27 protein-coding genes and 1 pseudogene are annotated in these 22899 nt (G+C 72.1%); 7 read left to right on the forward strand and 21 right to left on the reverse strand.

All coding sequences use genetic code 11. The features are described from left to right. Positions 1–146 (forward strand): integrase core domain-containing protein (locus MKK70_RS31120; RefSeq protein ID WP_409568300.1); only part of this gene is annotated, 146 nt, incomplete at its 5' end. Positions 147–182: 36 nt separating this feature from the next. Here MKK70_RS31120 and MKK70_RS31125 read toward each other — a convergent pair. The 5 genes and pseudogenes from MKK70_RS31125 to MKK70_RS20090 form a co-directional block, all read right to left on the reverse strand. Further along, positions 183–236: pseudogene (locus tag MKK70_RS31125) on the reverse strand (DUF2283 domain-containing protein); the annotation flags it as partial. Continuing rightward, positions 220–549, reverse strand: a complete 330-nt coding sequence (locus MKK70_RS20075) for a DUF4258 domain-containing protein (RefSeq protein WP_243949488.1) — start codon at positions 547–549, stop codon at positions 220–222. The gene MKK70_RS20075 and the pseudogene MKK70_RS31125, both read right to left, overlap by 17 nt. 57 nt (positions 550–606) lie before the next feature. Further along, positions 607–1329 (reverse strand): ABC transporter permease subunit, encoded by a 723-nt coding sequence (locus MKK70_RS20080; RefSeq protein ID WP_405044363.1) that lies wholly within the window; start codon positions 1327–1329, stop codon positions 607–609. A gap of 5 nt (positions 1330–1334) precedes the next feature. Further along, a complete protein-coding gene (locus tag MKK70_RS20085; RefSeq protein ID WP_243949491.1) occupies positions 1335–2510 on the reverse strand; it encodes an ABC transporter permease in 1176 nt (391 codons plus the stop codon). Then, on the reverse strand, positions 2507–3436 hold the full coding sequence (locus tag MKK70_RS20090) for a glycine betaine ABC transporter substrate-binding protein (RefSeq protein WP_409567250.1): 930 nt from the start codon (positions 3434–3436) through the stop codon (positions 2507–2509). The genes MKK70_RS20085 and MKK70_RS20090 overlap by 4 nt, the downstream gene beginning before the upstream one ends. A 271-nt stretch (positions 3437–3707) precedes the next feature. Here MKK70_RS20090 and MKK70_RS20095 point away from each other — a divergent pair, with 271 nt between their 5' ends. Continuing rightward, entirely contained in the window at positions 3708–4097 is a 390-nt protein-coding gene (locus MKK70_RS20095; RefSeq protein WP_243949493.1) for a response regulator, read from the forward strand. A 7-nt stretch (positions 4098–4104) separates the two neighbouring features. On the opposite strand, the gene MKK70_RS20100 is transcribed toward MKK70_RS20095, so the two are convergent. Then, positions 4105–4485, reverse strand: coding sequence for a YraN family protein (locus MKK70_RS20100; protein WP_243949495.1), 381 nt, complete (start codon positions 4483–4485; stop codon positions 4105–4107). Further along, complete coding sequence (rsmI, locus tag MKK70_RS20105; protein WP_147859666.1) at positions 4472–5440, reverse strand: 16S rRNA (cytidine(1402)-2'-O)-methyltransferase; 969 nt, start codon at positions 5438–5440, stop codon at positions 4472–4474. The genes MKK70_RS20100 and rsmI overlap by 14 nt, the downstream gene beginning before the upstream one ends. Positions 5441–5635: 195 nt before the next feature. On the opposite strand from rsmI, the gene MKK70_RS20110 reads away from it, so the two are divergent. After that, complete coding sequence (locus MKK70_RS20110) at positions 5636–6886, forward strand: penicillin-binding protein activator (protein WP_243949496.1); 1251 nt, start codon at positions 5636–5638, stop codon at positions 6884–6886. A gap of 14 nt (positions 6887–6900) precedes the next feature. Here the strand turns inward: MKK70_RS20110 and MKK70_RS20115 are convergent, their stop codons facing one another. The 4 genes from MKK70_RS20115 to rph form a co-directional block, all read right to left on the reverse strand. After that, positions 6901–7206 (reverse strand): EamA family transporter, encoded by a 306-nt coding sequence (locus MKK70_RS20115; protein ID WP_243949497.1) that lies wholly within the window; start codon positions 7204–7206, stop codon positions 6901–6903. Positions 7207–7434: 228 nt separating this feature from the next. After that, a complete protein-coding gene (gene hemW, locus MKK70_RS20120) occupies positions 7435–8613 on the reverse strand; it encodes a radical SAM family heme chaperone HemW (protein WP_147844311.1) in 1179 nt (392 codons plus the stop codon). 49 nt (positions 8614–8662) lie between these two features. Beyond that, positions 8663–9295: an RdgB/HAM1 family non-canonical purine NTP pyrophosphatase gene (rdgB, locus tag MKK70_RS20125; RefSeq protein WP_147728962.1), complete on the reverse strand. Its 633-nt coding sequence runs from the start codon at positions 9293–9295 to the stop codon at positions 8663–8665. Next, a complete protein-coding gene (gene rph, locus MKK70_RS20130) occupies positions 9292–10005 on the reverse strand; it encodes a ribonuclease PH (RefSeq protein ID WP_243949499.1) in 714 nt (237 codons plus the stop codon). The genes rdgB and rph overlap by 4 nt, the downstream gene beginning before the upstream one ends. Positions 10006–10153: 148 nt before the next feature. On the opposite strand from rph, the gene hrcA reads away from it, so the two are divergent. Continuing rightward, positions 10154–11248, forward strand: coding sequence for a heat-inducible transcriptional repressor HrcA (hrcA, locus tag MKK70_RS20135; RefSeq protein WP_147728964.1), 1095 nt, complete (start codon positions 10154–10156; stop codon positions 11246–11248). A 186-nt stretch (positions 11249–11434) separates the two neighbouring features. On the opposite strand, the gene MKK70_RS20140 is transcribed toward hrcA, so the two are convergent. Beyond that, positions 11435–12280 (reverse strand): DUF1236 domain-containing protein, encoded by an 846-nt coding sequence (locus MKK70_RS20140; protein WP_243949501.1) that lies wholly within the window; start codon positions 12278–12280, stop codon positions 11435–11437. Positions 12281–12524: 244 nt separating this feature from the next. Between MKK70_RS20140 and MKK70_RS20145 the strand changes: the two genes are divergently transcribed. Continuing rightward, positions 12525–13874: an MFS family transporter gene (locus tag MKK70_RS20145; protein WP_147729610.1), complete on the forward strand. Its 1350-nt coding sequence runs from the start codon at positions 12525–12527 to the stop codon at positions 13872–13874. A 30-nt stretch (positions 13875–13904) separates the two neighbouring features. On the opposite strand, the gene MKK70_RS31130 is transcribed toward MKK70_RS20145, so the two are convergent. Both MKK70_RS31130 and MKK70_RS20155 read right to left on the reverse strand, forming a co-directional pair. Next, positions 13905–14252: a glutathione S-transferase N-terminal domain-containing protein gene (locus MKK70_RS31130; RefSeq protein WP_405044362.1), complete on the reverse strand. Its 348-nt coding sequence runs from the start codon at positions 14250–14252 to the stop codon at positions 13905–13907. Between the two features lie 222 nt (positions 14253–14474). Continuing rightward, the gene (locus MKK70_RS20155) at positions 14475–15032 is read right to left on the reverse strand and encodes a superoxide dismutase family protein (RefSeq protein ID WP_147729999.1); all 558 of its coding nucleotides are present in this window, start codon (positions 15030–15032) and stop codon (positions 14475–14477) included. A 133-nt stretch (positions 15033–15165) separates the two neighbouring features. On the opposite strand from MKK70_RS20155, the gene MKK70_RS20160 reads away from it, so the two are divergent. Continuing rightward, on the forward strand, positions 15166–15933 hold the full coding sequence (locus MKK70_RS20160) for a TlyA family RNA methyltransferase (protein ID WP_243949505.1): 768 nt from the start codon (positions 15166–15168) through the stop codon (positions 15931–15933). Next, complete coding sequence (locus tag MKK70_RS20165) at positions 15920–17170, forward strand: class I SAM-dependent RNA methyltransferase (protein WP_243949507.1); 1251 nt, start codon at positions 15920–15922, stop codon at positions 17168–17170. Before MKK70_RS20160 ends, MKK70_RS20165 begins: the two co-directional genes overlap by 14 nt. Positions 17171–17319: 149 nt before the next feature. Here the strand turns inward: MKK70_RS20165 and MKK70_RS20170 are convergent, their stop codons facing one another. The 7 genes from MKK70_RS20170 to MKK70_RS20200 all read right to left on the reverse strand — a co-directional run bounded on the left by MKK70_RS20170 (position 17320) and on the right by MKK70_RS20200 (position 22702). Beyond that, positions 17320–17538, reverse strand: a complete 219-nt coding sequence (locus MKK70_RS20170; protein WP_243931806.1) for a hypothetical protein — start codon at positions 17536–17538, stop codon at positions 17320–17322. Positions 17539–17575: 37 nt separating this feature from the next. Beyond that, positions 17576–18049 carry a hypothetical protein gene (locus MKK70_RS20175; RefSeq protein WP_243949509.1) on the reverse strand — a complete coding sequence of 158 codons (474 nt, stop codon included), beginning with the start codon at positions 18047–18049 and terminating at the stop codon, positions 17576–17578. 240 nt (positions 18050–18289) lie between these two features. Continuing rightward, the gene (locus tag MKK70_RS20180) at positions 18290–19054 is read right to left on the reverse strand and encodes an SOS response-associated peptidase (protein ID WP_147728143.1); all 765 of its coding nucleotides are present in this window, start codon (positions 19052–19054) and stop codon (positions 18290–18292) included. 56 nt (positions 19055–19110) lie between these two features. Then, positions 19111–20115: a magnesium transporter CorA family protein gene (locus MKK70_RS20185; protein WP_147728142.1), complete on the reverse strand. Its 1005-nt coding sequence runs from the start codon at positions 20113–20115 to the stop codon at positions 19111–19113. 86 nt (positions 20116–20201) lie between these two features. Beyond that, complete coding sequence (locus MKK70_RS20190; RefSeq protein ID WP_147728141.1) at positions 20202–21062, reverse strand: SDR family oxidoreductase; 861 nt, start codon at positions 21060–21062, stop codon at positions 20202–20204. A gap of 33 nt (positions 21063–21095) precedes the next feature. Then, the gene (locus MKK70_RS20195; protein ID WP_243949511.1) at positions 21096–21938 is read right to left on the reverse strand and encodes an SDR family NAD(P)-dependent oxidoreductase; all 843 of its coding nucleotides are present in this window, start codon (positions 21936–21938) and stop codon (positions 21096–21098) included. Beyond that, a complete protein-coding gene (locus MKK70_RS20200; protein ID WP_243949513.1) occupies positions 21935–22702 on the reverse strand; it encodes an enoyl-CoA hydratase-related protein in 768 nt (255 codons plus the stop codon). Before MKK70_RS20200 ends, MKK70_RS20195 begins: the two co-directional genes overlap by 4 nt. Between the last annotated feature and the right edge of the window lie 197 nt (positions 22703–22899).

Here is a 22899-nt window from a genome sequence, read left to right on the forward strand (position 1 = left end):
ACGCCGAGCCCTACGCCTCATCCGCCGAGCGGACACAAGCCATGAGCCCCTGGATCGACCACTACAACACCAGCCGAACCCACTCCGCCCTCAGCCGACAGACACCCTGGCAAAGGCTGAACAACCTTCTGGGCAACGACAACTAGGCCGGGACGGACTTCCTCGCTTTCGACGACGGGGGTATCCGCGAAGCGCACGTAGAGCGCATCGGTCTTAGCGTCATACCGCGACTTCACGTGAGCGCCTCCGGCTGCGATCGAAGAATGCGGTCACGATGTGCACGCCATCTTCGGTCGGCACGTATACCACGCGCAGCATCCTGCCGTCGCGCTCCGGCACCGAGCGATAGGCCCGTCTTCGTTCCGGGTGCTTCGGGTCCGTCTCGGTCTCTTCCGGCTCTGCCACGGTGCGTTCGATCCACACGCGCTCCAGTGCTCGATCCACCAAATTGCCGAGGGCATGCGTACCGCAGGTGATCCGCACACGCCCTCCCAAAAGACCGAAGCCGACTTCGCGTGCGACGAAGCCGGTGGACGTCGCGTACCTCACGTAGAGTATTTTCCTATTCAGGCCTATTGGATTCGCGCTTCGTCGTCGAGGAGGCGATCAGCGGCGAAGCAGGCCTGCCGCCGCGACCATCAGCGCGTCGCACAGGAAGGCGAGCGCCGCCGTCGCGGCGGCGCCCTGGAGCATCGGCACGGTGTTCTGGTTCTGGAGGCCGGCGACGATCGGCGTGCCGAGCGTCGCGGCGCCGGCCAGCGCGCCGACCGCGGCGGTCGCCACGGCGAGGACGAGGGCCGTGCGCAAGGTCTCGACGATGGCGGGCGCGGCCAGCGGCAGCTCGATCCGCGTCAGGGTCTGACGGGCGGTGAGCCCAAGCGCTTTGGCGGCCTCGCGCGTCTCCGCCGGCACCGCCTCCAGGGCGCCGACCGTGCCGCGGAGCGTCGGCATGATGCCGTAGAGCACCAGGGCCAGCAGGGTCGGCGGGCCGCCGAAGCCGAGCACCGGCAGGGCGAGCGCCACCACGACCACCGGCGGCACCGCCTGCGCCGCGGCGGCCAGCGTATCGATCCCGCCCCGGACCGAGGCCGCGCCGGGGCGGGTCGCGAGGATCCCGAGGCCGATTCCCGTGATCGCGACGAGGACGAGGCCGGTCCCGGCGAGGATCAGGTGGTGCAGGGCGAGCGCACCGAGATGGTTGAGCGGCAGCGCCCGCCGCGGCGTCTCGCCGAGCGCCGAGACGATCGCCGCGGCGACGGTCGGATGACTGAAGCACGCGAGCACGAGGCCGGCGGCGACGGCTCCGAGGGCCGGGTGCAGGGCACGCAGCCGGGTCATGCCGGCGTCCCGCGCCAGCGATCCTCGGCGAGGCTCAAGGTCCGCTCGACGACGAGCGAGAGCGCGACGATCGGGATCGCGCCGAGCAGGATCAGGTCCGGGGCGAACTGCGCCATGCCGTCGAAGACGATGCCGCCGAGGCCGCCGGCCCCGACCAGCGCCCCGAGGGTCGCGAGCCCGATCCCCTGGACGCAGGCGACGCGCAGCGCCCCAAGCAGGATGCCGGCGCCGATCGGCAGCCGCACCTGGAACAGGATCGTTCGTGGGGGCAGGCCGAGGGCCTCGGCCGCGTCGAGGGTCGCCGGGTCCGGCGCTGCGAGCGCTAGAGCGAGGCCGCGCCACAGCGGGAGCAGCAGATAGGCGGCGATGCCGATCACCGCCGGCACCGGCCCGAGCGCGCCGAGGCCGGCCTCGCGGAGCGCCGGGACCGCCTGCAGCAGGCCCGAGGCGACGGCGACCAGCGCGCCGAGCAGGGCCACGGCCGGCACCACTTGGATGCCGCCGACCAGCACCTCGACGAGGCCCTGCCCGCGTCGCCACAGCGAGAGCAGCACGGAACCGCCGACTGCCAGCAGCACCGCGCTTCCCGAAAGCAGCAGATGCCGCACCAAGGCTTCGCCGACCACGTCCTTGCGCGCCGCGAACTCGACGGCGAGCGACAGGCTCCCAAGCGTCCCGGTCGAGCCGGCCAGCGCGACGAAGCCCAGGAACGCGGCCGCGAGCGCGCCCTCGAGCCCGGGGACGGCCATGCGGCGGGCGAGGTGGGCGAGCCCGCCCGCGAGCAGCAGCAGCGCCGTCCAGGCACCGGAGGCGAGGCCGGCGCGGGCGGCCGGCGGCTCGCCGGCGAGAAGGTCCCCGGCCGTGCTGCCCAGCGCCAGCATCAGCAGCCCGAGGGCCAGGGCGAGGAGCACGGTGGCGGCGCCGACGCCGATCCGCGTCCGCCCGATCCGGGCGAGCAGCACCGCGCCCAGCACGAGCCCGGCCACCGCCTCGATCTCCGGCCCGAATCCGGGCAGGGCCCCGAGGCCGTCCAGCGCGTAGACAGGCTCGCCGACGACGAGGCGGTTCTTCGCGATGCGCAGCAGCGGCAGGCCGTAGACCGCACCGAGGAAGGCGGCGGCGAACAGCGGCGGGCCGATGCCCCCGCGTCGATCCTCCGTTGCGGGCGTCAAGCGATGAAGCCGGCGTCGCGCAGGAACGTCCGTGCCACCGTCTCGGCGACCTGGCCCTCGACGGTGATGCGGGCGTTGAGCCGGCGGAGCGTATGGGCATCGAGGCGCGCGAACACCGGATCGAGCTTCTCGCGGATGCGCGGGTGGCGCGCCAGGGTGTCGGCGCGGATCACCGGGGCGACCTCGTAGACGATCTGCGCGCCCTTCGGATCGCTCATCACGGTCAGGTCGAGGGCGTCGAGCGCCCCGTCGGTGCCGTAGACCATGCCGGCGTTGACGCCGCTGATGCCCTGCGCCGCCGCCCGCGCGGTCACCGCCGTGTCGCCGCCGGGCAGGCTGATGATGCGGTTCATCGGCAGCGAGAACCCGTAGGCCGCTTCGAAGGACGGCAGGGCCGCCGGGCTCTCGACGAACTCGGTCGAGGCCGCGAGCAGGATCAACCCGCGCCGCACGGCCCCGGCGAAATCCGCCATGGTGGCGAGCCCTTCGCGCCGGGCGAGGCTGCCCCGCACCGCGATCAGCCAGGTGTTGTTGGCCGGCGCCCGCCCGAGCCAGACGAGGCCCTTGGCCCGATCCGCCGCCGCGATCGCGGCGTAGGCGCCGTCGGCCCGCTTCCAGGCCGGATCGCCCTCGGTGCCGGTGAAGAAGGCGCCGTTGCCGGTGTATTCGGGATAAAGGTCGACATCGCCCGACATCAGGGCCGAGCGCACGATCAGCGTCGGCCCGAGGCCGAGGCGGCGCTGCACCGGGATGCCGAGATCCTCCAGGCACAGGGCGATCATGCTGCCGGTGAGCGTGCCCTCGGTGTCGCTCTTCGAGGCGACCACCACCGCGCCCTGCCCGCGCGCGGGCGCCGCCGCGATGGCGGCGCCGAGGCCGACCAGCACGGCGCGGCGGTCGCAGATCGGAACGGGGCGACCCCTCACAGGAAAAATCCGGTCGTGTCAGGAAAAGATCGGCCCATTGCGGGTTCTGCCCTCACGCGGACCGTGCCACACCCTATCGCGAAATGTATCGCCGTGTAACATTGCCGACGGAACAGCCCGCGCCGGACGCTTGACACAACCGGCGTTCCGGGCGACCCCTCAGCCGCCCGGTGTACCCGCTTGGTTCTCCTGGCGCGACGATCGGATCCGACCAGCCATCATGGCGACGTTCCGTTGAAGCGGAGCGGATCGACAAGGAAGACACCTCGGCGTGAGCGCGGAACCGAACGACGACGTTCTCCAGGGTAAGCGGGTGCTCGTCGTCGAGGACGAAGCCGCGATCTCGATGCTGCTCGAAGACATGCTGCTCGATTTCGGCTGCACCGTGGTCGGCCCGGCCGCACGCCTCTCGACCGCCCTGGAGATGGCCGAGGGCGAGACCTTCGAGGTCGCGATCCTCGACGTGAACGTCGCCGGCGAGCCGATCTACCCGGTCGCCGAGGCGATCGCGAAGCGCGACCTGCCGCTGATCTTCTCGACCGGCTACGGCGGCGCCGGCATCCGCGAGCCGTTCCGCGATCGCCCGGTGGTGCAGAAGCCGTTCAGCCAGGCCGACCTCAAGCGCACGCTCATCGGCGCGATCAGCGCCGGGCGCGCCTGACCGTCCGCTACAGGCCCTCGATCGGGAACGCGTCGACGAGGTGGACCGGCCAGCTGCGTCCGCCGATGAAGACCGCGTCCGCCCGCAGGGTCAGGCTCCCGGCGAACGGATGCCGCGCGATCCAGCTCCGCACCGCGCGCGAGAAGCGTTGTCGCTTGACCCGGCCGATCGCGCCCTGCGCCTCGATCAGCGTCGCGCGCGCCTTGACCTCGACGAAGGCGATGGTGCCGCCGCGGCGCACGATCAGGTCGATCTCGCCGCCCGACGCGCTCACCCGCATCGCTAAGGGACGATAGCCCTTCAGCATCAGCGCGCCGAGCGCCAGCCATTCGGCCCGGCGCCCGCGGCGTTCGGTCGCCTTCCGGCGCGCGGCATCAGGCGTCCGCATCGGTCTCGCGAGCCAGCACCAGCGCACGGTTGTAGACGGCGCGGCGCGGCTGCCCGGTCTCGTCGGCAACGAGGCTTGCGGCATCCTTGATCGAGTGCCGCGCGAGCGCGACGCGCAGGGCCGCGTCGAGGCCGGCATCGGCCTCCTCCGGAGTGGCCTCGTCCGGCGCGGTCCCGATCACCACCACGACCTCGCCCTTCGGGGCGCCCTCCTCCGCGAAGGTGTCGTTGAGGCTGGCCAGGGTGCCGCGGCGGATCGTCTCGAACATCTTCGTCAGCTCGCGCGCCACGGCCGCGGGACGGGCGCCGCCGAGGACCTCCGCCGCGTCCGCCAGCATCTCCGGCAGGCGGTGGGGCGATTCGAACAGGACCAGCGTGCCGGGCACGGTCGCCAGCGCCGAGAGCCGGTTGCGGCGGGCGCCGGCCTTCTGCGGCAGGAAACCCTCGAAGAAGAACCGGTCGGTCGGCAGGCCGGCGGCGACGATCGCCGTCATCACCGCCGACGGGCCGGGAATCGGCGTGATGCAGATCCCCGCCTCGATCGCCGCCTGGACCAGCTTGAACCCGGGATCGGAGACCAGCGGCGTGCCGGCATCCGACACCAGCGCCAGCGCCTCGCCGTCCAGCATCCGCCGCACCATGCGCTCGCGGACGGCGGCGTTCGAATGCTCGTGGTAGGCGACGAGCGGCGTGGTGATGCCGTAGTGCATCAGCAGCGTCCGGGTGACGCGGGTGTCCTCGGCGAGCACCGCGTCGGCGGCGGCCAGCGTCGCGAGCGCCCGGATTGTGACGTCGCGCAGGTTGCCGATCGGCGTCGCCACCACGTGCAGGCCCGGCGCGAGCGGCTCCGCTTCCGTCGCCAGCCCGAAGGCGGTGAAGGTCGCAACCTTGGTCGCGGTGGATTTGGCCGGCCCGTCCCTGCGGGGGCGGCGTGCGGGCTCGATTCGCTGTGTCATCGCGCGGACCTTGCCACGCCAAGCCGCCGAGCGGAATTTGCTTGCGGCCGCCGAACCGCCGCGAACCCCCGCTGATTCGTGTTTTCCGGGCGCGCGCGCGATCCTGCGACATCGGCGCGTTTACTTTTCGGGTCCACGCTTTAAGCCAGAGCCACGATCCCGCGTGGACGATCTTTACGGGAAGGAAGTTTCGCGATGGCGCGATGTGTCCCGCCCCGCGCCCTCCGGGCCGGCGCCGCCCTCGCCGTGATCCTCGCCCTTGCCGGCTGCATCGGCGTTCCGGATCGGGCGCGTTCCGTCCGCGCCGCGCCGCCGCCGCGGGCCGAACTCGCTCCCGACCTCGCACCGCCCGCCGACGCCGTTCCCGGCTCGACGCCGGCCGCCGCCTCGGCGCCGGGCCGGATCGGCACCGGTTCGGTCAAGGTCGCCCTCGTCGTGCCGCTCTCGGGCCAGGGGGCCAATCTCGGGGCGGCGATGCGCAACGCGGCCGAGCTCGCGATCGAGGAATACCAGCAGCCCGACCTCCAGATCCTGGTGCGCGACGACCGCGGTTCGCCGGACGGCGCCCGCGAGGCGACGAGCGCCGCCATCGCCGAGGGCGCCGAGCTGGTGCTCGGCCCGCTCTTCGCCGCCAACGTCGCGGCCGCCTCGGCGACGGCGCGCGCCGCGGGCAAGCCGGTGATCGCGTTCTCGACCGATGCGAGCGTCGCCGGCCCCGGCACCTACCTGCTGAGCTTCCTCCCGCAGGCCGAGGTCGACCGGATCGTCGACGAGTCGGTCGCGGGCGGGCGCCGCTCCTTCGCCGCGCTGATCCCCGAGAACGCCTACGGCAACGCCGTCGAGGCGCAGTTCCGCGAAGCGGTGGCGCGCAAGGGCGCCCGTCTCGTCGGCATCGAACGCTACGCCCCCGGCGCGCCGGAGGCGGCGATCGCGCGCCTCGGCGGCCTGATCACCGGACCGGGCGCCCAGGCCGACACCCTGTTCCTGCCCGAGACCGCCGACGGGCTGCCGAATGTGGCGGCCGCGCTCAGCAAGGCCGGCTTCGCGCCGTCCCGCGTCCGGCCGATCGGCACCGCGGTGTGGAACGAGCCGCGGCTCTTCGCGCTGCCGGCCCTGCAGGGCGGCCGCTTCGCCGCGCCGGACACCGGCGGATTCGGCAACTTCGCCGGGCGTTACCAGGCGCGGTTCGGCACGAGCCCGCCGCGGGTCGCCTCGCTGGCCTACGACGCGGTCTCGCTCAGTGCGGCGCTCGCGCGGCAATACGGGACCCAGCGCTTCGCCGACGCGACCCTGACCAAGAGCGCCGGGTTCGCCGGCGTCGACGGCACCTTCCGCTTCCGCGCCGACGGCCTGAGCGACCGGGCGCTCGCCGTCCACGAGATCCGCAACAACGCGTCGAGCGTGGTCAGCCCGGCGCCCCGCGCCCTGGCCAAACCCGGCACCTGAGCCTCCACCGCGCGTCAGTCGTGGCCGATCATCGCCGCGCCGGCCGCGACGACCGTGCAGGCGGCGATGCGGCCGGCGGTCCGGCGCTCCGCCAGGAAGGCGCGGCCGAGGAGCGCGGCGAAGACCACGCTGGTCTCGCGCAGGGCCGAGACCGGCCCCATCGCCCCGAGCCGCATCGCCCAGATCACCGCCGCGTAGGCCAGCAGCGAGGCGGCGCCCCCGCCGACGGCGCGCGCGACCGCGGCGGGCCGCCCGCCGAGGGCCGCCGATCCGCGCGTCAGCAGGAGCCAGAGCGGAAACGCGCGGTGGACGGTGACCATCGCCGCGGTGTCGAAGACCTGGCAGCTCGACCGCGACGGTGATGAGGAGCCCGAGCCCGCCGACTGTGAAGTTCATCACGCTGATTGGTCCAGAGCCGGTCGGCGCCGCCGCGCAGCAGCGTGTTCCACCCGGCATGCAGCAGCGGCGCGAGCAGCACGAGGACGATGACGGTCGGTGTCATCGCCGGCTCACGGATCGGCTTTCGACGCGCGCGGAGGCGTACGGCATCACGCCGCGAGGCTCGCGACCACGGCGTTGAGCACCGGAGCGCCGCGCGCGGTCGCGGCGATGCGGCCGCCGTCGAGCCGCGCCACGAGGCCGTCGCCGATCAGCGCCGCGACCCGCGACCCGTCGAGCGGGCGGCCCTTGAGCGCGGCATAGCGCGCCGGGTCGATGCCCTCGGACAGGCGCAAGCCCATCATCAGGAACTCGTCGCCCTGGTCGGCGCCGGCGATCGTCTCGGTCTCGGCGATGCCGTGGCCGTCGCGCTCGACCCGGGCGAGCCAGGCCTCCGGTGCCTTCTCGGTGACGGTGCCGAGGCGGCCGGCCTCCGTCACGAGACGGCCATGCGCGCCGGGGCCGATGCCGGCATATTCGCCGTAGCGCCAGTACAGCAGGTTGTGGCGCGACTGCGCGCCGGCACGCGCGTGGTTCGAGATCTCGTAGGCCGGCAGGCCCGCCCGGTCGCAGACCTCCTGAGTCACGTCGTAGAGCGCGCGGGCGGTCTCGTCGTCGGGCGGCACCAGCCGGCCGGCGGCGGCGAGCCCGTAGAACGGTGTGCCGGGCTCGATGGTGAGCTGGTAGAGCGAGAGGTGCTCGGCCGCCCGGCCGATCGCCTCGGTGAGCTCGCGCCGCCACGCCGCGGCGGTCTGGTTCGGGCGCGCGTAGATCAGGTCGAACGAGCTGCGGTCGAACGCGCCCTGCGCGACCCGGATCGCGGCGAAGGCCTCCTCGGCGCTGTGCAGCCGCCCGAGGCTCTTGAGCGAAGCGTCGTCGAAGGCCTGGACGCCGAGGGAGACGCGGTTGACCCCGGCCGTGCGGTAGCCCCGGAAGCGCCCGGCCTCGACGCTGGTCGGGTTGGCCTCCAACGTGATCTCGGCGCCGGGCTCGACGCCCCAGGCTGCGGCGATGGCATCGAGGATGCCGGCGACCGTCGCGGGCTGCATCAGCGAGGGCGTGCCGCCGCCGAGGAAGATGCTCGAGACGGTGCGGCCGGGGGTGCGCCCCGCCACGTGCGCGATCTCGGCGCGGAAGGCCGCGAGGTAGCGCGCCTCGTCCACCGGCGCGTGGCGGACATGGCTGTTGAAGTCGCAATACGGGCACTTCGAGGCGCAGAAGGGCCAATGCACGTAGACGCCGAAGCCCGCATCGCGGGTCGGGTGGTCCGGGCCTGAACGGTCGGTCATCGCACGCGATGTGCTCGCGTGCGCGCCGTTTGGCAATCGCCCGATCCGTTCAGCCCGGCCGGCGCAGGCATGCGGCGGCGAGCTTCACGAAGGCGCGGGCCCGATGCGAGAGGGCGTCGCCGGTCTGCCAGTCGACCCCGTGCTTCTCCTCCGACGCGATCTCGCCGAAGGTGCGGTCGAAGCCGTCGGGCCGGAACATCGGGTCGTAGCCGAAGCCGGCCGTGCCGCGCGGCTCGACGAGGTCGCCGAAGACGCGGCCCTCGAACAGTTCGGTGTGGCCGTCGGGCCAGGCCAGCACCAGGGCCGAGACGAAGTGCGCCCTCCGGTCGCTCGCCCCGCGCAGGTCCAGCTCCGCGAAGATCCGCGCCATCGCGCCGGAAAAGTCCTTGGACGCCCCGGCCCAGCGGGCGGAGAACAGCCCGGGCGCCCCATCGAGCGCATCAACGCACAGGCCCGAATCGTCGGCGAAGGCCGGCAGGCCCGCGGCGTTGGCGGCGGCGACCGCCTTGATCGCGGCGTTCTCGGAAAACATCGTGCCGGTCTCGTCGGGTTCCGCGAGCCCGAGCTCGCCGGCAGAGACCGCCTCGACGCCGAAGGGCGCGAGCAGCTCGCGCATCTCCACCAGCTTGCCGGCATTGTGGGTCGCGATCACGACCCGGCCCGAGAGGATGCGGTGGCTCATGCGATCGCCTGCTTCTGGAGGGCGACGAGGTCGGCGACGCCGCCCTTGGCGAGCCGGAGCAGCGCGAGCAGCTCGTCCTCCGAGAACGGCTTGCCCTCGGCGGTGCCCTGAACCTCGACGAGGCCGCCGGTGCCGGTGATGACGAAGTTGGCGTCGGTCTCGGCGCCCGAATCCTCGGCGTAGTCGAGGTCGAGCACGGCGGCGCCCTTGACGATGCCGCAGGAGATGGCGGCGACGTGGTCGCGCAGCGGGTCGACCGAGATCATCGAGCGGGCGCGCATCCAGGCGAAGCACTCGTGCAGCGCGACCCAGGCGCCGGTGATCGATGCCGTGCGGGTGCCGCCGTCGGCCTGGATCACGTCGCAGTCGACGGTGATCTGCTTCTCGCCCATCGCCGGCAAGTTGGTGACGGCGCGCAGAGATCGCCCGATCAGCCGCTGGATTTCCTGCGTCCGGCCCGAGGGCTTGCCGGAATTGACCTCGCGGCGGGTGCGCTCGTGCGTGGCGCGCGGCAGCATGGCGTACTCCGCCGTGATCCAGCCCTTGCCGGAGCCGCGTAGCCAGTGCGGCCCGCGCTCCTCCAGCGAGGCGGTGCACAGGACCCGGGTCTCGCCGAAGGTCACGAGGCAGGAGCCCTCCGCGTAGCGGGCGACTGAGCAATCGAGCGTGACCTTGCGCAACTCGTCGGCCGCGCGCTTCGAAGGCCGCATGCGGCGTTCTCCTGATTCCCGAATTCGAGCGGGGTGCTTAGGCTGCGCCGCCACACGCGGCAACCCGAAGCGCCCGAGCGCCGTATGAGAAGCTCATGGATTGATCCGCAGGCTTTAGCGGGACACAATCATCGGCCAGGAACCGCGCGTGACCGAGTTTTCCCGACCCTTCTCCCAACCGCCGCAGGCGCAGGCCCTCGCCGCGCTGAACGAGCGTGCCCGCGAGATCTTCCGGCAGATCGTCGAGGGCTATCTCTCCACCGGCGAGCCGATGGGATCGCGCAACCTCGCGCGCATCCTGCCCATGACCCTGTCGCCGGCCTCGATCCGCAACGTGATGTCCGACCTGGAGCAGTCCGGGCTGATCTTCGCGCCGCACACCTCCGCCGGGCGCCTGCCGACCGAGCTGGGCCTGCGCTTCTTCGTCGACGCGATGCTCGAGCTCGGCGATGTCGGCCGCGAGGAGCAGGAGCGGATCGAGGCGCAGATGCGGGCGGCGGCCTCGCGGCACACCTTCGATTCGGCGCTGGCCGAGGCGTCGAGCCTGCTCTCGGGCATCTCGCGCGGAGCCGGCGTGGTGCTGACGACCAAGACCAACGTGCAGCTCAAGCACATCGAGTTCGTGCGGCTCGATCCGGCACGCGCCCTGGTGGTGCTCGTCTCCGACGACGGCTCGGTCGAGAACCGCCTGCTCGACCTGCCGCCGGGCCTGCCGGCGAGCGCGCTGCAGGAGGCGTCGAACTACCTCAACGCCCGCCTGCACGGCCGCACCCTCGGCGGCCTGCGCGCCGAGATCGAGGCGGGTCGCCAGGCGATGAAGCGCGAGCTCGACGCGATCACCGAGCGCCTGGTCGATGCGGGCCTCGCCGTGTCCGTCGGCCCGAGCGAGGCCCGCCAGCTCATCGTGCGCGGGCAGGCCAACCTGCTCGACGACCTTCGCGCGATCGAGGACCTCGAGCGGATGCGGCTGCTGTTCTCGGACCTCGAGACGCAGAAGGACGTGATCGACCTGCTCGCCCGCGCCGAGGGCGGCGACGGGGTGCGGATCTTCATCGGCTCGGAGAACAAGCTGTTCTCGCTCTCCGGCTCGTCGCTGATCGCGGCGCCGTTCCGCGACGGCTCGCAGACCATCGTCGGCGTCGTCGGCGTGATCGGCCCGACGCGCCTGAACTACGCCCGCATCGTGCCGATGGTCGACTACACGGCGCGGGTCGTCTCGCGGATGCTCGACCGCGGGACGTAGGGCCGGGGCCGCTCGCCCGATGCGCCGCCGCGCCCCTCGGTTGGCGCGGAATGTCGGCCCGCGAAGCACATCGGGAGAGGGGGAGCGCCGTATCCGGACGACGCACCCGCCTCTCCCGACCCTTGCCGCCACGAGGCACACCCTCCCCCGCAGAGGAGGGAGGGCAGGCCGGCGCGGGTTTTCGCCTCAGCCGCGGATCACGTCCACGATCTGGTAGGTGTCCGGATCGACGATGACGATGTCGTCGTCCACGAGGACGTAGCTGTAATCCTCGTATTCCGGTGCCAGCTCGACGATCGCCGGCGGGAGGCGGTGCAGTTCATAGCTGCGGGCGATCGCCGTGCCGACGGTGAGCGCGAAGGCGCCGGCCGCCAGGCGCGGCACGCCGCTGCGGAACAGGTCCTGGCGGAACCGGGTGCGCTCGGCGCCGCCGAGACGCCCATAGGCGCCGCGGGCCTCGCCGCCGCCGCGCGGACCGCGGGCGCCGCGATCCGGACGACCGTCGCGGTCGCCGCGGGCACCGGGGCCGTCGCGATCGCCCCGGCCGTCACGGGCGCCGGGACCATCACGGTCGCCGCGTCCGTCGCGCGCCGCCGGACCGTCGCGATCCCCGCGGGGGCCGCCGGTCTCGTTGCGCCCGGGGCCGCCGCGCTCGTCGCGGGCGCCGGGCTTACCGCCGGGGCCGTCGTCGCGCATCGCACCGCCGCGTTCCGCACCGCCCGGCGCCCCGCGATCGGCACCGCCGCCCGGCCCGCCGCGCTCGGCCGCGCCGCCCGCCGGGCCGCCGGCGTCGTTCCCGCGCATCGCGCCGCCGGCACCACCGCCAGCACCGCCGCCAGGGCCTGCACCGCCGCGCATGCCACCGCCGGCGCCGCCGCCAGCACCGCCCGCCGGTCCGCCGGCGCCGCCGCCCGGTCCGCCGCCGCCGCCCGGCCCGCCGGCACCGCCGCCGGGGCCGCCCTGGCCGAAGGCCGTGGCCGTGCCCAGCACCAGCACGGCGGCCGTCACCGTTCCGCGAAAGATCTTGTTCATGGCGCTCGATCCCGTCCCGTTATTGTTGAAAGGCCACGTCCGTCGCCGACCGACGAAGTCACCGCCCCGAAACGGTACAGTCCCGAAAAGCGTTCCGTCGGAGCCTGCCGCTCGGAGACGACGTGACACGGGCGGTGGGCATCCTCGTTCGCGCGCCCACGCGGCCTAGGCGGTCCCGGTCCCCGCCTGTAACGTCGCCCGTATCAAGAATGCGCCGTCCGAACGACGGAGACAGGGAGCCAGCATGTCCGACTCGATCGGGATCGCGCCAACCGCCGAAGACGTGGCGGCCGACCGCAGCCGCCGCATCCGGGCGATCGTCGCCTCGTCGTCCGGCAACCTGGTCGAGTGGTACGATTTCTACTGCTACGCCTTCTTCGCGATCTACTTCGCGTCGTCGTTCTTCCCGAAGGGCGATTCCACCAGCCAGCTTCTCCAGACCGCCGGCATCTTCGCCGTGGGCTTCTTCATGCGGCCGATCGGCGGCTGGCTGTTCGGGCGCATCGCCGACCGCGTCGGGCGCCGGACCTCGATGGTCATCTCGGTCCTGATGATGTGCATCGGCTCGCTGTTCATCGGCCTGCTGCCCACCTACGAGACCGTGGGCGCCGCAGCCCCCGTGCTGCTGCTGCTGGCGCGCATGCTCCAGGGCCTCTCGGTCGGCGGCGAGTACGGCACCAGCGCCACCTACATGAGCGAGGTCGCGCTGAAGGGTCAGCGCGGATTCTTCGCCTCGTTCCAGTACGTGACGCTGATCGGCGGCCAGCTCCTGGCCTCGCTGGTGCTGATCGTGCTGCAGTTTGCGCTCACCGAGGCGCAGCTGCACAGCTTCGGCTGGCGAATCCCGTTCTTCCTCGGGGCGGTGGCCGCCATCGTCGCCCTCTACCTGCGGCGCTCGCTCGCCGAGACTGCGGGCTCCGACAAGGAGAACGCCGGCACCTTCTCCGAGCTCGCCAAGCATTGGCGCGCATTCTGCGTGGTCCTGGCCTACACCGCCGGCGGCTCGCTGGTGTTCTACACCTTCACGACGTACATGCAGAAGTATCTCGTCAACACCGCGCATTTCGACAAGGGCACGGCCTCGCGCACGATGACCGCGGTGCTGCTGGTCTACATGATGGTCCAGCCGCTGTTCGGTGCGCTGTCGGACCGGATCGGGCGCAAGGCCAACATGCTGCTCTACAGCGGCCTCGGCACGCTGATGGTGGTGCCGCTGATGACCGCGATCGGCGCGACGCAGGACCCCTACGTCGCCTTCGGCCTGATCACGCTGGGGCTGCTGGCGGTGAGCTTCTACACGGGGATCAGCGGCATCGTGAAGGCGGAGCTGTTCCCGACCAAGGTCCGCGCGCTCGGCGTCGGCCTGTCCTACGCCCTCGCCAACGCCACCTTCGGCGGCACCGCCGAATACGTGGCGCTGTGGTTCAAGGAGGCGGGGATGGAATCGAGCTTCTTCTGGTACGTCACCATCCTGCTCGCGATCGCCTTCGTCGCCTCGCTGATCATGCCGAACCCGAAGGTCCACGGCTATCTCGACGGTGACGGCACGGTGGAGGAGGCGCTCGGAGGCAAGCCGCGCCTGGCGCGGGCCTGAGCCCGGCCCTGCCGTCGCGCGGAATGCCCGTCAGGCCGTCCGGGACCGGTTCTTGAGCTCCATGTTCTCGCGGTAGAGGGACTGGAGGTTCTTGAAGACGCCGCCGAGATAGGCCTGGTAGGTCGGCAAGGCATCGGGCGCGACGCCGGCGCGCCCCGCGAAATGGGCGACGATGGCATCGGATTCGGTCGTGAACCGGCCGGGCGCAAGCTCGGCCGTCGGGAAGGTCACCGTCTCGACCGCCGGCGCGAGCCGGCTGCGGATCGACGTCTCCGCCGCGTCGCCGGGGACGAACTCGCGCAGGTCCGCCCGATCCAGCTGCCCGGTTTCGAGCAGGAACAGGCGGACCTTGAAGCAGAACGGGCAGCCCGCCTTCAGGTAGACGGTCGGCTTGAACGCGGCGTCGGTCGTCCTCGTCGTCGAAGTGGGTCGGGCAGTCCCGCGGTAGCGGGCCGGAAGCGCTCGGCGGCGCGGCCGGGGACCGCGCCGCCGCGTCGGATCCGACCGATCCGCCGGTCGGCACGGACCGGGACATCCCTCGTCGGGCGTCGGCCGCCTTCGACCGAGGGCCTCGTGCCCCTCAGCGGATCGTCGTGCGGGTCACTTGATCACCGCGCAGCCGATGCGGTTGCCGGCGCCGCCGATCGGCTGCGTGGTGTGGTCGTCCTCGTTGGCGTGGACGATCAGCGCCGAGCCGTCGCCGTCTTGGAGGCCGCCGTCGCCCGTCAGCGGCGTTTCGCTGGAGACCTCGGCGTTCACCGAGCCGTCGGCCGCCGCGTAGACGTTGGGCAGGTCGCCCTCGTCCGGGCCGTCGGGGTTGAGCAGGCCGTGCTTGCTCTGGTCATGGTTCACGTGCGCCTTCGAGTTCATGAACTTGTCGGTGTCGGAGCAGTCGCCGACCGCGTGGAAGTGGATGCCGTGCCAGCCGGGCGGCAGGCCGCCGGCCTTGATCGCGATCCGCATCACCAGCGCGTTCGCGCCGTCGCGGATCGTCAGCGTCCCGATCGGCTCGCCCTTGTTGTTCTTGATCTCGCCGGTGAAGGTCTGGGGTGCGGCGGCCGGGGCCGACTCCGCGGCCGGCGGGGTCTGCGCGAGCGCTCCGGTGGCGCCGGATGCGAAGCCGACGAGGGCTGCGAGCAACGGCAGGGTGCGTGTCATGTGATGGCTCTCCTCTCCACGTCGGGCTAGTTAGGCCGTCATCCGGTCCTCCGACAGGGCTTTCTTCGATCGCGCCGCCCGGGCAGCCCGGCGGCCGGACCATTCGTGACCCCTTCCCCGTGAACCAGCCTCGATGACGCGCGACAGGATCAGGGCCGACCTCCTGCTAGTCGAGCACGGCCATTTCGAGAGCCGGGCGCGGGCGCAGGCCGCCATCGCCGCCGGCCTCGTGCGGGCCGACGGGCGCGCGGTCACCCGCGCCTCCGAGCGGCTGCCGGCCGACGCGGCGATCGAGGCCAGCGCGCCCCACCCCTTCGTCTCGCGCGGCGGCCTGAAGCTCGAGGCGGGCCTCGACGCCTTCGGCCTCGATCCGGCCGGCCTCCCCTGCCTCGACGTCGGCGCCTCGACCGGCGGCTTCACCGACCTGCTCCTGCGCCGCGGCGCGACGCGGGTCGTCGCGGTCGATGTCGGGCACGGCCAGCTTCACGCCAGTCTGAGCGCCGACCCACGGGTCACGAACCGCGAAGGGACCGACATCCGAACCCTCGCGCCGGGCAGCCTCGACCCTGCCCCTTGCCTTGCCAGCATCGACGTGAGCTTCATCGCCCTGCGCCTCGTGCTGCCGGCGGTGGCCGGGCTGCTGGCGCCGGGCGCGCACCTGATCGCGTTGATCAAGCCGCAATTCGAGGCCGGCCGCGAGCGCGTCGGCCGCGGCGGCATCGTCCGCGACGACGCCGTCCACGCGGAGGTCTGCGATGCGGTGCGCCGCACCCTCGCCGGCCTCGGCTTCACGATCTTCGGCCTGATCCCCTCCCCCGTTCGGGGCGGGGACGGCAACACCGAATTCCTCGTCGGCGCACGCGCCGATCGACCGCACGAAAGACCCGATGACCGCATCTGAAACCGTCACGATCCGTCGCCTCGGCGCGCGCGGGGACGGCATCGCCGAAGACGGCACGGCGATCGCCTTCGCGCTTCCGGGCGAGCGCGTCGCGATCCGGCGCGACGGCGGGCGCGGCGAGCTCCTCGGCATCGAGACGCCCTCGCCCGATCGGATCGCCCCGATCTGCCCGTACTTCACCCGCTGCGGCGGCTGCGCGACACAGCACGTCGCGCCCGAGCCCTACGCCGCCTGGAAATACGCGCAGGTCGCCAACGCCCTGGCCCAAGCCGGGCTCGACCGCGCTCCCGATCCGCTGATCGACGCCCACGGCGAGGGCCGCCGGCGCATCACCCTGCACGTCCGCGAGGTCGAGAGCCGGGCCGAGGCCGGGCTGATGGCCGCGCGCAGCCACGCCCTCGTCGCGATCGACCATTGCCCGATCACCGTGCCGGCCCTGCATCGGGCCCCCGAGATCGCGCGGGCGCTCAGTGCGCCCCTCGGGCACGGGCGAAAGCCCCTCGACGTCGCGGTGACCGCGACCGAGGCCGGGCTCGATGTGGACCTGCGCGGCCACGGCCCGGTCGAGGCCGGCGTGCGCGCCACGCTGGTGCGGCTCGCCGGAGAGCTCGACCTCGCCCGCCTGTCGCTGCACGGCGACGTGGTGGTGGAGCGCAAGGCCGTCACGGTGGCCTCGGGCGACGCGCGGCTCCATCCGCCGCCGGGCGGCTTCCTCCAGGCGACGGCGGCCGGCGAGGCGACGCTATCCGGGCTGGTGCGCGACGCCTTCACCAAGAAGACCAAGCGCGCCGTCGACCTGTTCTCCGGCTGCGGGCCCTTCACCCTGGCGATGGCGCGCACCGCCATCGTCCACGCGGTCGAGAGCGAGGCCGGCGCGCTTGCGGGCATCGCGCGGTCCTATCGCTCCGCGCTCGGCCTGAAGGGCGTCACCACGGAAGCCCGCGACCTGTTCCGCCGCCCCGTCCTCGCCCACGATCTGAACGGCTACGACGCCGTGGTCTTCGATCCGCCGCGGGCCGGCGCACAGGCGCAGGCGAAGCAGATCGCGGAATCCAAGGTGCCGCTGGCCGTCGGCGTCAGCTGCGACGCCGGGACCTTCGCCCGCGACGCGGCGACCCTGGTCGCGGCGGGCTTCGGCCTGGAGCGGGTCACCCCGGTGGACCAGTTCCGGTACTCGGGCCACGTCGAGATGGTCGGCGTGTTCCGCAGGGCGGTCGCGGTCAAGCGCCGGCTGTAGCGGCCGGCGGCCGCCTCGACGCGGGACCGAGCCCGCGCGGACGCGACGGGAGCGTCACGCCTCCCGGAGGCAGGGAAGAGGTCGAACCTCGTCGCTCCGTGCGGGTCGGTCGCCGCGAAGGCGCGGGGCCGCACACGGGGTGGGGCCGGCTACGAGCGGTCGGCCTCGGCCGTCACGAAGGTCAGGCAGCGGGCGCGGGCCTGCGGATCCCTGATGCGGTCGAAGGCTCGGACGAGGGCCAAGGTCTCGGCCTCTCGGGATTCGGGCTCGCCCCCCGTGAAGAACGTGCTGACCGGCTCATCGAGCGTTTGCGCGATCCGCTCGAGGCTGGCGCGCGCGATGGACAGATGGGCATCCGGCTTTTTCACAAGACGACCTCATAGGCACGGCCTCCCACGGAGCCAATCAATTTATCGAGACTCCGGCCGCCTTCGGCCCAAGGCTGTTGGCGAGATGGCGACCCAGGATCACCAGGGCCTTCCGCACGATGTCGGCGGCCTCGTCGTTCCCGGTCGCCACAGCTTCGCGGTAGGCGGCGGAGAAGTCCTCGACGACCGCATCGAGCGCCTCGCCGTTCATGTCGGCCAGGAGAGTCTGGACGGCGCCGACGGAGACGGCCTGCTTCGGTTCCTGCCACGCTGGGGCGAAACGCGTGCTCGAGGATCGGATCGCCTCGCGCGACCGATCGATCGCCAAGCGCGACAGCGCCATCAGATCGTTCGAATGCCCGATGCGCCGACGGCTCTGTCGTATCCGGGTCTTGAGAGCTGCTTTCTCGCATCGATAAGCAATCATGGATATGATCTCGCAGGTGATGAAATCGATGATCGTGCAAATGCGAAAGCAATAGACGATAGGGCACTGACAGTTTTGCGTCAAATCAACGTCTGATGTTCAGATTTGTTTGTCGCGTGACCTGGGCATCAGGCTTTCGTGGACCCGGTGCGCCAATGCGGGCCACGTCGTGCCTCGGTAGGGTCCTGGGCACGGCTGCCGCGCCCCAACCAACGAAAAAGGATCATAGGGCGGTTGGATGCTGCACGTTCACTCGGCCGGCGAGAAGTAACACCAACATAAGTTGTATGTCGGCCTCACGTTTCTGTTACCGCGTGTGCCGGTTCAGAACAGGCTGCCTTGCGCGTCCTCGTCGCTGGACCGCGGCTGTTCGGCTGCTGGACGATCCGCCGGTGGGATGGCCGGCTGAGGCCGGCCGACCGGCTCGATCAACGCCGCGTCGTCGTTGCGAACGGCGTTCACCCGGTCGGAGACCGGGTCGAGGCGGAGCCAGTCGTCCGGGCATGGCCGGCAAAGGGCCGCCGCCTCGGCCTGATCCACCGCGCGGGTGTCGAGCCAGGGTGCGACCTGCTCCGGCGCGAGGATCGCCGGCATCCGGTCGTGCACCGCCGCCATGGTTCCGTTGGCGCCCGTCGTGACGATGGCCGCCGTGTCGATCTCCGAGCCGTCCGCCCCGAGCCAGGATTCCCACAGGCCGGCGAGCGCCATCGGCGCGCCGTCCGCGCGGCGGATCGCGAAGGGCGTCCGCACCGCGCTGCGTCCGGTGCCCTCGCGCCGCCATTCGTAGAAGCCGTCGGCCAGGAAGACGCAGCGGCGGTGGCGCACCGCGCCGCGGAAGGTCGCCTTCTCCAGGATGGTCTCGACCCGCGCGTTGATCACCAGCGGAAAGGTCTTGGGGTCCTTCAGCCAGCTCGGCCAGAATCCCCAGCGCACCAGCCGGAAATGCCGCGCGCCGCCCTCGGCGATCACGATCGGCACGGGCTGCGTCGGCGCCACGTTGTAGCGCGGCGGGAAGTTCGGGCGCTCCGGGTAGCCGTAGAATTCGGCGAAGCGTTCGGGCGCCTGGGCGATGAAGAAGCGTCCGCACATCCCGAGAGGTTCCTATCCGCCGGCGATCGCCGCCCGCGGCGGCGCGCGGCGGCCGTCTAGAGCCACTTCTTCCAGCGGAAGAACACGTAAGGCAGCACGGCGGCGACGACCATCATCACCACCGCCATCGGGTAGCCGAAGCTCCAGTCGAGCTCCGGCATGGTCTTGAAGTTCATCCCGTAGATCGAGGCGATCAGCGTCGGGGGCATGAACACCACCGCCATGACCGAGAACAGCTTGATGATGTTGTTCTGCTCGAGGTTCACCAGCCCCAGAGTCGCGTCGAGCAGGAACTGGATCTTCGAGGACAGGAAGGTCGCGTGCTCCTCGAGCGATTGCAGGTCGCGCAGGGTCGAGCGCACGTCCTCGCGCAGCTCGCGCGGGGCCTTGGCCGTCCGGTAGGTGGCCGAGAGCGAGAGCAGGATGCGCTCCATCGAGACGAGGCTCTCGCGCTGCTTCGAGATCAGGTCGCCGTGGCGGCCGAGGGCGCGGAGCGTGTCTTGGAGCGCGGTGTTGCGCGCGCTCGGGTCGGCCTGGACCTCGAAGATCTTGCCCGAGAGCCGGTCGATGCGCTCGCCCTGGAGCTGGAGCACGTCCGCCGCGCGGTCGATCACCGCCTCGATCAGGCCGGCGAGGATGGTCTCGCCCGAGGGCGTCCCCGTCGGCCCGCTGCCGGTCGCCCGGCCGGCGCGCTGGGTGTACATCCGGAACGCCTGCGGCTCCTCGTAGCGCACCGTCACGAGCTTGCGGCCCTGCAGGATGAAGGTGATGCCGGCGAGCCCCGGATCCTCCGAATCGCTGACCTTCGAGAGCACGCGCCCGGTCATGTAGCGGGCGCCGTCCTCGACGTAGAGCAGCTCGGACGGCTCGATGTCCTTCATCTCCTCCCGCGTCGGCACCTGGATGCCCATGAAGGCCTCGACCTTGAGGTCCTCCTCCCGCGTCGGCTTGATCATGTCGAGCCAGACGGTGTCGTCGGGGATCGGGTCCTGCAGCTCGAGGGGGCGGCGCTCCAGCAGCATCTGGCCGGTGCCGGTGACCGGCTGGTGGATGAAGATCACGAAGAGCGAACCTGGGGATGGGCGCTCTGTCGAGCGCCGTCATGGGCGGGGGCGCTCACGCGAGCGCCGTTCAGGGACGAACGCGCTCAGTCGAGCGCGTGGGGCGGCGGCGCGCTTGCATCCGGCACGAAGAAGTCCGGCGCAAGGGGCACGCCCGCGGTGACGCGGTATTGCGAGAAATCCGTGACGCCGTTCTGCGACAGGAACGTGTCGTCGATCAGGAATTGGCCGGTGATCTCGCGAGCCGGCTTCAGAAACAGGGTATGGGCCGCGTCGGCGATGATCTCGGGGGTGCGGCTCGCCCGCATCAGCGCCTCGCCGCCGAGCAGGTTGTTGACCGCCGCCGTCGCGATGGTGGTGCGCGGCCACAGCGCGTTCACGGCGATGCCGGCCTTGCGCAGCTCGCCGGCGAGGCCGAGCACGCACAGCGACATCCCGAACTTCGCCATCGTGTAGGCGAGGTGCGGCGAGAACCACTTCTCCGCCATGTCGAGCGGCGGCGACAGCATCAGGATGTGCGGGTTCTGCGCCTTTTCCAGATAGGGAAGCGCGTATTTCGAGACCATGTAGGTCCCGCGCGTGTTGATCTGATGCATCAGGTCGAAGCGCTTCATCTCGGTCTGGCGCGTCGGGGTCAGCGAGATCGCGCTGGCGTTGTTGACCACGATGTCGACGCCGCCGAACGTCTCCGCGGCGCGCGTGAAGGCGTCGCGCACCGAATCCTCGTCGCGCACGTCGACCACCAGCGGCAGCGCCCGGCCGCCGGCCGCCTCGATCGCGGCGGCGGCGGTGTGGATCGTGCCCTCGAGCTTGGGGTGGGGCGTCTCGGTCTTGGCCGCGATCACCACGTTGGCCCCGTCGCGGGCCGCGCGCAGGCCGATGGCGAGCCCGATGCCGCGCGAGGCGCCGGTGATGAACAGGGTCTTGTCGGCCAGGGTACCGGTCATCGCTTCCTCCGCGCGGGGGTCGGGCGTTGCGTGTCAGGGCTTGATCCGGAAGCGGACGGGCTGCGTCCCGTCGGCATCCGTGAAACCGTATTCCGCCGCGATGTCGCCGGCGTGGATCACCCGGCCCGACCGGGCGATCACGTCGGGGTCTGCGGCGAGCGCCGCCAGCGCGCGGCCGGCATAGAGCGGGCTCTCGGTGGCGAGCGCGCCCTGCCCGAGGTCGCAGACGCGCTCGGTCCGCACGAAGCCCGGCGAAAGGGCGAGCGCGGTGACGCCGTGCGGGCGCAGCTCCTCCCCGAAGGCGAAGGCGAGGCGGTTCGTCGTCGCCTTGGCGAGGTCGTAGTAGACGTCGCCGAGGTAGCCGTCCTCGGTGCCGAAGGAGACCAGCGCGATCAGGCCCGATCCGGCCGCGATCATCGCCGGCGCCACGGCGCGAGCGAGCAGCAGGCCGGGATAGGGGCCGACGCGGGCGAATTCCGCGAACGGCTCGGCCGAGCGGCGCCAGAACGGCGTGCCCCATCCGGTCCCGTCCGGGTAGCGCTCGCCGTCGTAGCCCTCGTTGCCGCCCCAGACGCTCGAGACCGCGACGTCGATGCGGCCGAAGCGGCGCAGGGTCCAGTGGACGAGCGCATCGACGGCGCGCTCGCTGGTGTGGTCGCAGAGGTAGTGATGGCCCTCGCCGCCGGCGGCGTCGACCTCGCGGCTGGTGTCCTCGATCGATTCGGCGCGCTGCTCGGTGCGCGGCCCGGTCTCGCTCGACCGGGCGGTGACGACCACCGTGGCCCCCGCCTCGCCGAGCGCCCGGGCGATGCCCCGCCCGACGCCGCGCGAGGCGCCCGCGACGAGGCAGATCTTCTGGCCGAGGTCGGGCGTCACGGCCTCGGGCCGGGCTTCGACCGGGCGAGGAATGCCCGGAACGCGCCCTGCGCCTCCTCCGTGCGCAGCTGCCGGTCGAACGCCTCGGCCTCGGCGTCCAGCGCCGCCTCGACCGCGGCCTGGTCCCCGCGGATCAGCTTTCGCGAGGCGGCGAGCGCGCCGCGCGGCAGGGCGGCGAGGCGCGCGGCCTGGCCGAGGGCGTGCTCCAGCAGCATGTCGGAGGGCATCACCGCGTTGACGAGCCCGAGCGATTCGGCCGCATCCGCGCTGAACATCTCCGAGAGCAGCAGCAGCTCGGTCGCCTTGAGGCGGCCGATCCGCCGCGGCAGCAGGTAGCTCGAGGCCGCCTCCGGCACGAGGCCGAGCTCGACGAAGGGCATGCGGAAGCGCGCCGTCGGGCTGGCGTAGACGAGGTCGCAGTGCAGCGTCAGCGTCGTGCCGATGCCGACGGCGATCCCGTCGACCGCCGCGACCATCGGCGTCGCCGTGCGCGCGAGCTGCCGGATGAAGCGGAGCGAGGGCGCCTCGCTGAACGCCTTTTCCGCCCGCGAGACGAACTCGGCGATGTCGTTGCCGGCGCAGAAGATGCCGGGCACCCCGGAGAACACCACCGCGCCGACGGCATCCGACGCGTCGGCCGAGGCCAGCGCCTCGCGCATCGCGTCGTACATCGCCCCGGTGAGCGCGTTCTTCTTCTCGGGCCGGTTCAGCGTGATCGACCGGACGCCGTCCGCGCCGTCAGTGATCGCCACGTGCTCGCTCATCTCCGCCTCCCCCTGATCATTCGTTCCAGGCCTCGCCAGCGACCGATCGATGTCACCGTTTCCGTTCCAGACCCGCCATCCCGGGGCGCCGAAGGTGCGCCCGGGATCCGGAGCCGCCGGCCGGGCTCGATGAGGTGCCACCTGCGGTTCTGGATTCCGGGCTCCGCGTCGCGGACCCGGAATGACGGGCGGAGGGC

The organism is Methylobacterium sp. E-041 (assembly GCF_022829665.1).
In the GTDB taxonomy this organism is placed as follows: domain Bacteria; phylum Pseudomonadota; class Alphaproteobacteria; order Rhizobiales; family Beijerinckiaceae; genus Methylobacterium.